This is a genomic window from Croceitalea sp. MTPC5 (assembly GCF_036985505.1).
Lineage (GTDB): Bacteria > Bacteroidota > Bacteroidia > Flavobacteriales > Flavobacteriaceae > Croceitalea.
Genome location: NZ_BTGQ01000002.1, coordinates 242047 through 256152, shown reverse-complemented (window position 1 = coordinate 256152; position 14106 = coordinate 242047). Strand labels below are relative to the sequence as shown.

Annotated in this window: 10 protein-coding genes; 9 read left to right on the top strand and 1 reads right to left on the bottom strand. The window is 39.7% G+C overall.

Translation table 11 applies throughout. The features are described from left to right. The first annotated feature begins 24 nt into the window (after positions 1-24). The 9 genes from AACM45_RS06325 (at position 25) to AACM45_RS06285 (ending at position 13091) form a co-directional block, all read left to right on the top strand. The gene (locus AACM45_RS06325; protein WP_339141480.1) at positions 25-1026 is read left to right on the top strand and encodes a homocysteine S-methyltransferase family protein; all 1002 of its coding nucleotides are present in this window, start codon (positions 25-27) and stop codon (positions 1024-1026) included. A gap of 36 nt (positions 1027-1062) precedes the next feature. Then, complete coding sequence (locus tag AACM45_RS06320; RefSeq protein WP_339141479.1) at positions 1063-1419, top strand: four helix bundle protein; 357 nt, start codon at positions 1063-1065, stop codon at positions 1417-1419. Beyond that, on the top strand, positions 1419-4544 hold the full coding sequence (locus tag AACM45_RS06315; protein WP_339141478.1) for a vitamin B12 dependent-methionine synthase activation domain-containing protein: 3126 nt from the start codon (positions 1419-1421) through the stop codon (positions 4542-4544). The genes AACM45_RS06320 and AACM45_RS06315 overlap by 1 nt, the downstream gene beginning before the upstream one ends. Before the next feature lie 207 nt (positions 4545-4751). After that, positions 4752-5705 (top strand): methylenetetrahydrofolate reductase [NAD(P)H], encoded by a 954-nt coding sequence (gene metF / locus AACM45_RS06310; RefSeq protein ID WP_339142383.1) that lies wholly within the window; start codon positions 4752-4754, stop codon positions 5703-5705. A 41-nt stretch (positions 5706-5746) separates the two neighbouring features. Then, complete coding sequence (locus AACM45_RS06305; protein ID WP_339141476.1) at positions 5747-6892, top strand: acyloxyacyl hydrolase; 1146 nt, start codon at positions 5747-5749, stop codon at positions 6890-6892. 118 nt (positions 6893-7010) lie between these two features. Then, a complete protein-coding gene (locus AACM45_RS06300; protein WP_339142381.1) occupies positions 7011-7799 on the top strand; it encodes a head GIN domain-containing protein in 789 nt (262 codons plus the stop codon). A 192-nt stretch (positions 7800-7991) separates the two neighbouring features. Continuing rightward, entirely contained in the window at positions 7992-8987 is a 996-nt protein-coding gene (locus AACM45_RS06295) for a serine hydrolase domain-containing protein (RefSeq protein ID WP_339141475.1), read from the top strand. A 38-nt stretch (positions 8988-9025) separates the two neighbouring features. Then, entirely contained in the window at positions 9026-9736 is a 711-nt protein-coding gene (locus tag AACM45_RS06290) for a response regulator transcription factor (RefSeq protein ID WP_339141474.1), read from the top strand. 91 nt (positions 9737-9827) lie between these two features. Next, complete coding sequence (locus AACM45_RS06285) at positions 9828-13091, top strand: glycosyltransferase family 117 protein (protein ID WP_339141473.1); 3264 nt, start codon at positions 9828-9830, stop codon at positions 13089-13091. Between the two features lie 86 nt (positions 13092-13177). Here AACM45_RS06285 and gldA read toward each other — a convergent pair whose 3' ends face one another. Continuing rightward, positions 13178-14071, bottom strand: a complete 894-nt coding sequence (gene gldA / locus AACM45_RS06280) for a gliding motility-associated ABC transporter ATP-binding subunit GldA (RefSeq protein ID WP_339141472.1) — start codon at positions 14069-14071, stop codon at positions 13178-13180. Positions 14072-14106: the final 35 nt, after the last annotated feature.

The following is a 14106-nucleotide window of genomic DNA, read 5'->3' as shown; positions in this document are numbered from 1 at the left end:
TTTTGATAAAGCGAAATCGTATTTATGCGAAATATTAAAGAAATACTGAAAGACCGAATTCTTGTTCTAGATGGTGCTATGGGCACTATGTTACAGCAGTACAAGTTCACCGAAGAAGATTTTCGAGGAGAACGGTTCAAAGCGTGGGAACATCCTTTACAAGGTAATAATGACCTACTTTCATTGACCCAACCCGATGCTATTGCAGCGGTACACAGAAAATACTTTGAAGCAAGAGCTGATATTGTCGAAACCAATACATTCTCAGGCACTACCATTGCAATGGCAGATTACCATATGGAGGATTTGGTCTATGAACTCAATTACGAATCGGCACGTATTGCCAAAGAAGTTGCGAATGATTTTACCCTAAGAGAACCTGAAAAACCGCGTTTTGTTGCTGGAAGTATTGGCCCGACCAACAAAACGGCGAGCATGTCGCCTGATGTCAATGACCCTGGATTTCGCGCAATTTCTTTTGATGAATTACGAATAGCCTACAAGCAACAAGTTGAGGCGTTGTTAGATGGTGGTGCTGATATATTATTGGTCGAGACTATTTTTGATACGTTGAATGCGAAAGCAGCCCTTTTTGCCATTGAAGAGGTAAAAGACGAAAGAAATATAGATATTCCGATAATGATTAGCGGAACAATTACCGATGCATCGGGGCGCACCCTTTCTGGTCAAACAGCAGAAGCGTTTTTGATATCCATATCCCATATTCCAATTTTGTCGGTTGGTTTTAACTGTGCCTTAGGGGCCAAACAGTTAGTGCCCCATTTAGAAGTGGTTTCGGCAAAATCGAACCATGCGATAAGCGCACATCCCAATGCGGGTCTACCCAATGCCTTTGGGGAGTATGATGAGACCCCAGAACAAATGGCAGCCCAAATTAAGGAATATGTAGAAAAAGGATTGGTCAATATCGTAGGGGGGTGTTGCGGAACCACTCCAGCGCATATTAAAGCGATTTCGGATTTGGTAGCTCGCTATGCTCCTAGATCGTTGTCGGTTGTCAGTTGATGGTTATTGTTTGATAGTTGCTGGTAAAAAATGAAAATGGAATATACAGAGTTGGAAGTTTGGAAAGAAGCTAGGGTTTTGACGAATTCAGTTTATGAAATTTCAAAAACATTCCCAAAAAAAGAAACCTATGGTCTAAAAAGCCAAATAAGAAGGTGTGCCGTATCTATCCCTTCAAATATTGCAGAAGGATGTGGTAGAAGAACATCAGCGGATACAATTCAATTTCTTCATATTTCAAGAGGTTCACGCTATGAATTGGAAACACAACTATACATTGCTTTAGATCAAAACTATCTCAATCAAGAAAAATTCGATAATCTGTTCAGGGAAATTTTAAAATGTAAAAAGCTTATTAACGGATTCATTAAATATTATAAAAAAGCTCATTGATGATTCTTAGCACTGAACATATACCGACAACCGACAACCGACAACCACTAACCAGATATTTAAAGCTTTCCGGTCTGGAACCTCTGGTCATTACACCAGAAAGTAATTTTGTCAATGTTGGCGAACGTACCAATGTGGCAGGCTCAAAAAAGTTTCTCCGTTTGATCAAAGAAGACAAATTTGACGAGGCGTTGGAAATTGCAAGACATCAGGTGGAAGGGGGAGCCCAAATCATTGATGTTAATATGGATGATGGTTTGATCGATGGTAAGGAAGCCATGGTCAAATTCTTGAACCTGATAGTTGCAGAACCCGATATAGCACGAGTTCCCATTATGATTGACAGCTCAAAATGGGAAATTATTGAAGCAGGTCTTCAAGTGGTTCAGGGCAAATGTGTAGTGAATTCCATAAGCTTAAAAGAAGGAGAACAAGAATTCGTGCGTCAGGCAAAATTGATCAAACGCTATGGTGCGGCGGTCATTGTAATGGCCTTTGATGAGGTTGGGCAAGCTGATAATTTGCAACGCCGTATTGAAATTGCCGAACGTTCGTATCGTATTTTGGTGGATAAGGTGAATTTTGCCCCCGAGGATATCATTTTTGACCTGAATATTTTCCCTGTGGCTACGGGAATGGACGAGCACAAACGCAATGCGCTTGACTTTATTGAGGGTACAAAGTGGGTGAGGGAGAATTTACCACATTGTAGTGTCAGCGGGGGTGTTAGTAACGTGTCATTTTCTTTTCGTGGAAATAATCCCGTGCGAGAAGCCATGCATTCGGTGTTTTTGTACTATGCGATAAAAGCAGGGATGAACATGGGTATCGTTAATCCTGCCATGCTTGAGGTATATGATGATATTCCAGCAGCTCTATTGGAACATGTTGAAGATGTAATCTTAAACCGCAGGGATGATGCCACAGAGCGTCTATTGGAATTTGCTGAAACCGTTCAAGGAAAAGCTAAAGAAAATAAAGTAGACTTGTCATGGCGACAAGAACCTTTACAAGACAGGATTACACGAGCTTTGGTCAAAGGTATTGACCAATATATAGTAGAAGATGTGGAGGAAGCCCGTCAAAAAGCTTCAAAACCTTTAGAGGTCATTGAAGGAAATTTGATGACGGGGATGAACGTGGTAGGGGATTTGTTCGGTAGTGGAAAAATGTTTCTACCACAAGTGGTCAAGTCGGCTAGGGTCATGAAAAAAGCAGTAGCCTATTTAGAACCTTATATTGAAGAGGCAAAAAAAGCCCCCCAACCCCCAAAGGGGGAGCAATATTGGGCAACGGCCAATACAGTTTTATACGGACTGCTTAAAGAATATGCCAAGAAAATGCGAAATCAGCCTACCAAAGCTGAAGCATTACTCTGGAATGCTTTGAGTAACAAGAATTTAGATGGGTTTAAATTTAGAAGACAACATATTATCGGTGAGTTCATAGCCGATTTTATTTGTTTAAAACAAAACTTGATTGTTGAAATTGATGGATTGCACCATCAATTACCAGAAAATAAAAAGTCTGATAAAGAGCGAACAGCATGGCTAGAAAACCAAGGGTATCGGGTCATTCGATTCACTAATGAAGAAGTTTTGGGTAATCTTGAAAATGTATTGGAAGTTATTCATAAAACTTTAGAAGCTCCCCCTTTGGGGGCGGGGGGGGCACGTAGAGCAGGCAAAATCCTAATGGCTACGGTAAAGGGAGATGTACACGATATTGGTAAGAATATTGTTTCCGTTGTCTTGGCGTGCAACAATTATGAGATTGTAGACTTGGGCGTTATGGTGCCACCGGAAAAAATTATCCAAAAAGCGAAAGAAGAACAAGTAGATATCATTGGTTTAAGTGGGTTGATTACTCCGTCTTTAGATGAAATGGTGTTTTTGGCCAAAGAGATGGAACGACAAGAATTTAAGGTGCCATTACTGATTGGTGGCGCGACGACCAGCAAGGCGCATACCGCAGTAAAAATAGCCCCGGTATATACGCAATCAGTAGTACATGTCAATGACGCTTCAAGGGCGGTAACCGTAGTTGGTGATTTATTACAAAAAGACACTTCAGAAGACTACAAGAAAGCAATCAAATTGGATTATGAGGGTTTTCGCGAGAAATTTTTGAATCGAACCAAACAAAAAGAATATGTAAGCCTGCAAGAAGCCCGAAAAAATAAACTTTTGCTGAATTGGGATGCTTTTAAAAATAAAGAACCGAAGCAAATAGGTATTAAAGTTTTGGAAGACTTTGATTTAGCAGTGCTCAATGACTTTATTGATTGGACCCCATTCTTTAGAAGTTGGGACTTGCACGGTAAATACCCTGATATTTTAAAAGATGATGTTGTCGGAGAACAGGCAACGGAACTGTTCGAAGATGCTCAAAAGATGCTGAAACAGATTTTAAAGGAAAAATGGTTATCAGGTAAAGCGGTTTTTGGCTTATTTCCAGCCAATCAAATCAATGATGATGATATACAGGTTTTAAATGGTGAAAAAGAAGAATTTACCTTTAGAACATTACGGCAACAACTCAAAAAAAGAGCTGGGGTTCCCAATATTGCGCTCGCTGATTTTATTGCTCCTAAAGAAACGGGAATTCAAGATTATATCGGATGTTTTTGTGTGTCGGCTGGATTTGGCACACAGGAAAAGGCGGCTGAGTTCGAAGCGACCCATGATGATTATAGTGCCATTATGATCAAGGCGCTGGCTGATAGACTTGCCGAGGCTTTTGCAGAATATCTGCATAAAGAGGTACGTGCTAAACATTGGGGTTATGCTACTGATGAAACATTGTCGAACGATGACCTTATTGCTGAAAAATATAAAGGTATTCGTCCGGCACCGGGGTATCCAGCCTGTCCAGATCATTTAGAAAAATTGACAATATGGAAACTCTTGGATGTGGAAGAAAGAATAGGGGTGCAATTGACCGAAAGTCTGGCCATGTGGCCTGCGGCTAGCGTAAGCGGGTACTATTTTGGGCATCCTGAGGCCAAGTATTTTGGTCTTGGAAAAATAAAGGAAGACCAAGTAGCCGATTTCGCGAACAGAAAAGGAATTGCTTTGGATGAGGCTACCAAATGGTTGGCACCTAATATTGTAGAGGTTTCCTAGTTCTCGAAAGAGGGAACATCTTGTATTGGTACAGTGTATTCCGCATTAGGAATTGCAACGGCATCTTTTTTGAGTGTGGGTACTAAAAAAAATAGAGAGGAAAGCCCGACGACGAGTCTCACGAGTGGTAAGGCCTAAAAAAATAAATGAGAGCATAAAAATGAATTGTCAACGAATAAAATTCCCCCTTTGGGGGCTAGGGGGCCTATGAAAGTAACCGAACATATAAAAGGAGCGAACGGAAAAACGCTCTTCAGTTTTGAGATTATTCCGCCTGTAAAAGGTAAGAGCATTCAAGAGTTGTACAATAATATCGATCCCTTAATGGAGTTCAATCCGCCATTTATTGATGTAACGACCTCAAGGGAAGAGTACGTTTATATTGACCGTGATGGACTTTTAGATAAAAAGCTGACCCGTATGCGACCGGGCACTTTAGGGATTTGCGCTTCAATTTCCCAAAAGTACAATGTGGATACCGTTCCGCATGTATTGTGCGGAGGGTTTACCAAAGAAGAGACGGAATATTTATTGGTGGATTGCCATTATTTGGGAATTGACAATGTGATGGCACTTCGCGGTGATGCCATGCTTGAAGAAAAGTATTTTGAACCGACGAAAGGAGGGCACCCTTATGCGTCAAGTTTGGTAAAACAAATTCAAGAGTTGAACAGTGGTAATTATCTACACGAAGTGATAGAAACCGATAATTGTTCCGATTTCTGTATTGGGGTGGCAGGATACCCTGAAAAACATATGGAAGCCCCATCCCTTAAATCGGACTTAAAGCGATTAAAGGAAAAAGTGGAGCTAGGGGCAGATTATGTGGTTACCCAAATGTTCTTTGATAACAAAAAGTATTTTGAGTTTGTTGATGCCGCCAGGGAGATGGACATCACAGTTCCTATTATACCGGGCATAAAGCCTTTGGCAATCAAAAAACACTTGCAATTATTGCCTCAGGTATTTCGGGTAGATATTCCCGAAGATTTAGTTGAAGCCGTAGAGCAGTGTAAAACGAACATAGCGGTACGTCAAGTTGGGGTTGAATGGTGTATTGAACAATCGAAAGAGCTGAAGGCGGCCGGGGTACCTGTCTTACACTATTACAGCATGGGTAAATCAGATAATATAAAAGCAATTGCCAGGGAATTATTTTGATAAGGCATAGCGGTCTTTTTCTATTTTAGAAAGACGGATTTATGAAGCCAATCAAACTAAAACCAAAAAGCCTATTTTTACGCCCCATGAAACACCTACCTTTCATTGCTTTTCTTTTTTCGGTTGCAGTATTGTTTGCCCAAGACTCTGAGAAGTCCAAGAAATATGTTCTAGACGTCAGCCAGTTCAACGGCAATATACTTTTGCACAATACCGATATATCCCATTTGATTACGGAACATCCAGCTGGGGTTATAGTAGGCGTGAGCCGAAAACGCTATGGAGAAGAGGCTTGGGAAGCAGACTACGGGTATCCCGATACAGGCTTTACATTTACCTATCAAGACATGAAAAACCCCGTTTTGGGGCAAAATTTTGGTATCCATGCCCATTATAATTTTTATTTTTTCAAAAGAAACGTTCAACTTCGTATTGGGCAGGGAATCGCCTACAATACAAACCCATATGATAAGAACACGAATTTTCGCAATAATGCCTATGGCTCACATTTACTGAGTTCAACAATGGTGATGCTCAATTATCAAAAAGACAATATCATTGCTGGCTTGGGTTTTAAGGCTGGGTTCTCGTTATTGCATTACTCAAACGCCAACTTTAAGGCACCGAATACCTCAACAAATACAGCGGCGATTAATTTTGGATTGACTTATGACTTGAATAAGGACTTGTCTTATGAATATTTGCCAAAGCAAACCAAAGAAAAAATTAAAGAACCTATTCGATACAATCTCGTTTTACGCGGGGGATTAAATGAAAGTGACGTAGTGAACTCCGGGCAGTATGGATTCGTGATTTTTTCGGCCTATGCCGATAAACGATTAGGTAGAAAAAGTGCCTTTCAGTTGGGTACGGATGTTTTCTTTTCTAACTTTCTGAAAGAGTTGATACGTTTTCAATCCATATCTTTTCCAGAAATGAATGTGGCACCCGATACTGATTTTAAAAGAGTTGGGGTTTTTGCGGGCCATGAATTATTTATCAATAAGCTGAGCGTAGTGACCCAATTGGGTTATTATATATACTACCCTTTTGATTTTGAGGGACGTGTGTACAACCGAATTGGTTTAAAGAGATATTTCGGTGACAACGTATTTGGTAGCGTAACACTTAAATCACATGCAGCAGCAGCAGAGGCCGTTGAATTTGGAATAGGGGTGAGGTTGTAGGTATGGAATCAAAAACCAAAAAAAAGACTTTAAACGACTATGCGTGTTAAAAAGTGACAAGTCAGAAATACGATAGTATTAGGACATATTTTCTTTAAAAGAATATTTAGTGAAAGAAATGGAAAACAAAATCAATAAACCAAGAAAAGAAAGGTGCTATATCTTTTATCTTTTGTCTTGTTTCTTATGCCTTTTCGCTTGCAATAGTGAAAACGCTTCCGATTGTTTTCAAAACGCGGGTGATTTGGTGCGTTTAGAAGTTGAGGTTCCCGATTTCACCGATATCACTGTTTTTGAAAATCTGAACCTTGTGCTTATTCAAGGTGACGAACAAAAAGTAGAATTGGAGTCCGGTGAATTTTTAATAAATGAGGTGTCTGCAGAAGTTGAAGGGGATAGGCTTATCTTAAGAAATGAAAACACCTGTAATTTTGTAAGGGAGTATGGACTTACAACGGTCTATGTGACTTCACCGAACATTGAGAATGTTAGAAGCAGCACAGGGCTTTTGATTTCTAGCGATGGCGTGCTCAACTATCCGAATTTAAGTTTGGTTTCCGAGAGTTTCACTAACCCCGAGACCGAAACCACCGATGGATCCTTTGATCTAACCATAAATTCAGAAAATGTTTCCATTTTGGTAAATGGCATTGCCTTTGTCAAATTATCGGGCGTTACCAACAGTTTGAACGTAACTATTGCTGCGGGTGATTCCCGTATTGAGGCCGAAAGCTTGATTTCACAAAATGTTTCGTTGAACCATAGGGGGTCTAATGATATTTTCGTGAACCCACAAGAGCGCATCAGTGGTATTATTCGAGGTTATGGCGATGTAATCAGTGTTAACCGACCTTCAGAGGTTACGGTAGAAGAAATCTTTAATGGCCGTTTGATTTTCAGGGACTGATTTAGGTACGGGTAGTAATTTTGAATTTAAGCGCATCAAAATGGATGGTTATGGTCTAATTTCATATCACAGGGCAGACAAATTATTTTATCGTTTTAAGTTTCTTCTTTATACGTGATGAATTTGTTTTCAAGCATAGCTAATTTTTTTTCACCTTCAACCAAAACCAAACCGCTTAACGGACTCAGTGGTATGGAACTCGCTGATGCTTTGCTGTGCAATTTAGTGACGGAGGATAGGGTACCTGGTATTTCCACTACTATTCTGAAAGAAGGTCGGACCCTATTGCAAAAAGGGTATGGTTTGGCGGATATTGATAACAAAGTTCCCATTGATCCGAAACAAACTATTTTTCGAATAGCTAGTATTTCAAAATGTATTACAGGTTTGGCATTGGGTAAGATGATTGAAGATGGAATATTGGATTTTGATGATTCGTTCTATAAACACGTTCCTTATTATCCGAAGAAAAAATTTGAATTTACTTTAAGACAACTAGCTGGCCATACTGCTGGAATACGTGGTTATCGCGGTAAGGAATTTGCGATGAACGAGCCTTATTCCATTAAAGACGGTCTCGACATGTTTAAAAATGATCCGTTGCTTTTCGAACCGGGTAAAGGGTATCTGTATAATAGTTTTGATTTTGTACTATTGTCCCTTGCAATGCAAGAAGCCAGCGGTGAGCCTTTTGAAGCTTATGTTCATAAAAATGTACTGGCACCTTTAGAGATGCATCAGACCTTTGCCAAACCCAGTCAAGTAGATGTAGGTCAGCGAAGTCAAAACTACACGAAGACTTCTACGGGTTTTAAAAGGGCCATTACAGTCAATAATTTTTATAAACTCGCTGGAGGGGGTTATTTGTCGACAAGTGTGGATATCGCGAAATTGGGCCAAGCTGTCCTAGAGAGAAAATTATTAAAACCGGAAACCTATAAAGAATTATTGACTGCTCAAACCGTGAATGGAAAGTCAACCTATTATGGCCTTGGATTTCAAGTGAGCCGAGATAGCCATGGTAAGAATTTTGTGGGGCATGTCGGTAGCAGTGTGGCAGCTTATACAAATCTGTTCGTATACCCTGAAGAACAACTGGTGATTGCTATTTTGATCCATTGTACGGATCCTAAGGTGCAAGAACGACTTGATTTGGCGATTAATGCATTCACCCACTTGCATTCTTGAGTATTTTTAAAGAAATTGAAGTTTAAATAGGTATTGATTTGAAAGTATTCTATGTTATAATGGCCATAGGCTTTGTACTGTTGATAAGTGGTTCCCCTACCCAAAAATATGATTCCCCCGATAGGGTAGAAACGGTGACCGACACGGTACAAGGTGAATTGACTGCACAAGAATGGAAGCGGTTTGAACGTTTCGAAAAAGACCTTCGGCAGTCTGCGACTTCACAACAGGAAAAAGCGTCCCTATTAAAAAATTATACACGTGATTCCCTCAAAATACTAGAGGTGAAATTGATGGCCGTCAAACTCTTGGAAGCTAAAAATCTGTTGAAACAAGATATTGTTCAAAACACCCAATTCTATTTTGATTTACTTCATGAGCTGGAGGCTAGCAAGGTAGATCCAAGCAATTATAGTTTTTTAAAAGATAAGTTGCTGTTGTTCAGGCAACGTAAAATGCAAGGCCAATTACGCAGAAGCCAATGGTTGAATGTTGGTCTTGGTATTTTAGTATTGCTTTTTGTCGGTGGGTCCTTAATTCGATTGAAAAGAACAAAGAAGCCGGCAGTTCAGCAATTAAGTCGGCAAGAAACCACAATTCGAGATTTAATTATTCAGGGAAAAAGCAATAAAGAAATAGCCTCTGAACTTTTTATCAGCCTGAGTACCGTAAAAACCCATATCACCAATATTTATGGCAAATTACAGGTTTCCAATCGACAGGAATTAGTCCATAAAATCCAAAACTAGTACGGGTACTAGTGCTTATTTCAGACCTTGATTTTCCCTTAAAAAAATGAGAAGATAGTTACTTGTGTCCTTAAATTCTTAAGCGATACCGTTGACATATTTCTATCTTAAGACGAGGCCCGTTTCTTTATTGGATTTTAAATTTTGGAACCTTTGTTTGGGTTGGTTGGTTTTTTTGAATGCCTTGGTAACCTATTTAGTGACCATGGAACCTACCGTCAGCTTTTGGGATACCGGGGAATACATTGCTACATCTGCCAAACTTGAAATTGCACACCCTCCAGGCGCCCCACTTTTTCAGATGATAGGGGCTTTTTTTGCATTATTTACCATCGCCCCACTTCAAATCGCAAAAATGGTAAACGCTGTTTCATGTTTCGCAAGTGCCTTTACCATTCTCTTTTTGTTTTGGACCATTACCAACCTTACCCAAAAATTTCAAAAGGGGATTAAAATGGACCGCCTAAATAGTGTTGCGGTTTTAGGTAGTGGTCTGGTTGGGGCCTTAACCTTTACGTATTCTGACAGTTTTTGGTTTAACGCTACAGAAACCGAGGTTTATGCCTTGGCGAGTTTTGTGATGGCCATTTTAATATGGCTTGGCCTAAGATGGATTGATGAAATTGATGGAAAAAGGGCCAACAAATGGTTGTTGTTGATTTGCTTTATTATAGGTCTTACGTTTGGCATTCAATTTATGGGCTTTCTGACCATACCCACGCTTGTTTTGTTGTTTTATTTTAAGCGATTTCAAAAGGTTACCATCCAAAATTTCATATTTTTTAATGCTATTGCAGTGGGGCTGTTGTTTTTCGTGTTTAAAATTTCACTTACCTACGTGCTGAAGATCTTTGCATGGGGTGAACTCTTTTTTATAAATACCATCGGTCTTCCGTTTAACATGGGTACCCTTATTGTGGGGGTATTCTTCTTCTTGGCTTTTTACATGGCTTTACGATATACCGTGCATAAAGGTTTGGTACTGTTCAATACGGCACTCTTAGGGCTACTATTCTTGTTTTTGGGCTTTTCAACATGGCTGATGCTCCCCATAAGGGCGAGTGCACACGTAGGTATCAATGAGAATGATCCCTCTGATGCAAGAACACTTTTGGCCTACTATAACAGGGAGCAATATGGGGGTGTCGCAAGTCCATTTTACGGGGCCTATTACTCTGATATGTTTGCAGCTTCCGATGGCTTTACCGATGATAGTCCCAAATATGAACGAGATGAAAAACTAGGAAAATATGTAATCGTAAATGATTATAAGAATGCAATTGGTACTCCAAACAAAAAGCATGTAGGTATACTTCCCAGGCTGTGGAGCGCTGACCATGCAGAGAATTACATGCGCTATTTTGAACGTTTACAATTCAAAATAAAACCTGAATACTTATCGAATACCGAGCTTCGGAATGCTATTGAAGAGTTCAGGCAATTGGATGCTACCAAGAAGATAAGTACTGAACAATATATTGACTTCCTTAAGAGCTTTGGGGATTATATTGATGTTGCCCCACCAAGCCTAAGACAAAATCTTGAGTTTTTACTGGAATACCAATGGGGGTATATGTATTTGAGGTATTTTTTCTGGAATTTTGTAGGTCGCCAGAATGATATACAATGGCGTTACGACAATAACGGACATTGGTTGAGCGGTATCGATTTTATTGATGAAATGCGCTTGGGGAGCCAACAAAATCTGCCTGATGAGGTTTTAGATAATAAGGCAAGGAATACGTATTATTTTCTTCCATTGGTATTGGGGCTTATTGGGGTATTCTTCCAATTAAAAAAGACCCCAAAACAGTTCTGGGTACTCTTCGTTTTTTTCATGTTCACGGGTTTTGCCATTCAGTTTTATACGAATCCTTACATTTTTCAGTCTAGGGAGCGCGACTATTCCCTTGTGGGTTCTTTTTATACTTTTACCATTTGGATAGGTATGGGAACTTTCGCCTGCTGCATGGTATTACAGCGATATATTACAAAGAAAATGGGAAATGCTATGGGTGTTTTATGTTGTTTATGCAGTGTTCCCCTACTCATGGCATTTCAAAATTGGGATGATCATGACCGATCAAATCGTTTTACGGCCAGGGCTTCTGCAAAAGCCTATTTAGACTCGACGGAAAAGGATACCGGTGCTATTTTATTTACCATTGGTGATAATGATAATTTTCCACTATGGTACCTTCAAGAAATAGAGGGGTATAGAACCGATGTGAGGGTCATTGTCAGTGGCTACTTCGCAACGGACTGGTATATTGACCAAATGAAGCGAAAGGCCTATCAAAGTGACCCGATTCCCTCGCAATTGAATCACGATGACTACAAATATGGTACCCGTGATGTGATACACTACCAAGGCCTACTTAATGTAAAGGATAACCGATGGCATATTAAAGACTTTATGAATTGGATAGCCAGTGATAAACCACAAACGAAATTGAAGTACCTGTTTGAAAGTAGGGGTAGGGATATTTCCGGTTTCTCTGAAAGCACTTTGGATAGGGTGTATTACCCAACCCATAAAATTAGGGTGCCCGTAAACAAAAAGAAGGTATTGGAAAGAGGTCTGGTAAATGAAAAAGATGCTGATTTGATTGTCGACTATATTGATATTGACCTGCCAAAAAGTTACATCACAAAAAACAGGATGATGATGTTGGATATCATTGCTAATAATGATTGGGAGCGGCCCATCTATTTTTCAGGGGGCAGTTTTGATGATGCAGAGTACATATGGATGAAAGAGTACCTGCAATTAGATGGACTTGCCTATAAACTAGTGCCAATTAAAACAGAAGATGAGCATACGTTCGGTCTAGGGCGGGTTGATACCGATTTGATGTACGATATTGTCAAAAAATGGGACTGGGGAAATTCAGGTAGCCCTGAGATTTATCATGACCCACAAACGAGAAGACAATTTGGGGTAACCTTCAGGTTGAATATGGCAAGGCTTGTACAGGCACTTATTGAAGAAAACAAGATGGAAAAGGCCAGAACGGTTCTTCAAATGGCCATGAAGAACATTCCGGTTGCATACTATGGGTACTATGCATTTGTTGAACCTTTCTTAGACGGCTATTATAAAGTTGGGCAGCGTGAAGAGGCGAGGATGTTATTTCAACAATTAAAAAAAGTATATCAAGACCGATTGAGATATTATTCCAAAGTTTCATTAGACGAACAATACACACATATAGAAACTATAATATCCACTATTGAAGCCTATAACAGAATCGTTAGCGTACTTATGGAAAATAATGATACGGAATATGCACAAAAAGAAAGTAAGGTTCTTGACGCTTACATCGGTATGTTCGATCAATTTCTTTCAGGGTGATGGTACAGGGGTCATCTTTTAGAAGGCCCACCGATTAATTCACAATACGACAAGAAATTTGGGGTGCAGGTTTTTTTTGATTACGACTAACCGGTCAGCTCTGTAAATAGACTTTCCAAATTCTTATTTTTTCTACTTAACTGAAGCGTTTTCAATTCATTGTCATGGGCAAAATCAAATACTGCTGGGCGCATGTCTTTTGAGGTATTAAAAACGATTTCATACACAAAACCACCGGTATTTTTGACGGCTGTGACATGGGGCAATTGTTTAAGCAATACTTCTTCGACGCGAAAATCAAATTCAACCTCAATGACCTGTTGTTCCGTTTCACGAAGATCTTCAAGTTTTTTATCAGCTACGACCAAACCCTTATTGATGATGATGACACGGTCACAAACTGCCTCAACCTCTTTCATAATGTGGGTTGACAATAAGATTGTTTTTTCCTTTCCGATTTCACGGATTAATTTTCGAATTTCAATGAGTTGATTCGGATCTAAGCCCGTAGTGGGCTCATCGAGAATTAAGACGTCGGGATCGTGCAATAAGGCAGCGGCGAGACCAACGCGTTGCCGGTAACCTTTCGAAAGTTGTCCTATTTTTTTGTTGGCTTCGGGTGTTAACCCCGTTTGTTCGATAACTTCTTTAATCTTTTGTTTGTTTACTTGATATACATCGGCATTAAATGCAAGATATTCTTTCACATACAACTCGACATAGAGCGGATTGTGTTCTGGTAAGTAGCCAATACTTTTTTGAACCGATCTCGCAGCTTTTTGCACATCAAATCCATTCACCGTTGCAGTGCCCGAATCTGCCTGATGATATGTGGTCAATACCCGCATCATTGTAGATTTACCTGCCCCGTTCGGACCTAAGAATCCGACGATTTCACCTTTAGCAATGGAAAAAGATATATTATCGAGGGCTTTTTGATTGCCAAAGGTCTTTGTAATGTTTTGAACATTGATGGACATGAACTTGAATTTACATTCAAAAATAAGAATAGATT

Coding starts and splice junctions, on each gene's coding strand:
- AACM45_RS06300 (WP_339142381.1), top strand. CDS start 7,011: ATGGAAAACAAAATCAATAAACCAAGAAAAGAAAGGTGCTATATCTTT.
- AACM45_RS06325 (WP_339141480.1), top strand. CDS start 25: ATGCGAAATATTAAAGAAATACTGAAAGACCGAATTCTTGTTCTAGAT.
- AACM45_RS06315 (WP_339141478.1), top strand. CDS start 1,419: ATGATTCTTAGCACTGAACATATACCGACAACCGACAACCGACAACCA.
- AACM45_RS06295 (WP_339141475.1), top strand. CDS start 7,992: ATGGAACTCGCTGATGCTTTGCTGTGCAATTTAGTGACGGAGGATAGG.
- gldA (WP_339141472.1), bottom strand. CDS start 14,071: ATGTCCATCAATGTTCAAAACATTACAAAGACCTTTGGCAATCAAAAA.
- AACM45_RS06320 (WP_339141479.1), top strand. CDS start 1,063: ATGGAATATACAGAGTTGGAAGTTTGGAAAGAAGCTAGGGTTTTGACG.
- AACM45_RS06305 (WP_339141476.1), top strand. CDS start 5,747: ATGAAGCCAATCAAACTAAAACCAAAAAGCCTATTTTTACGCCCCATG.
- metF (WP_339142383.1), top strand. CDS start 4,752: ATGAAAGTAACCGAACATATAAAAGGAGCGAACGGAAAAACGCTCTTC.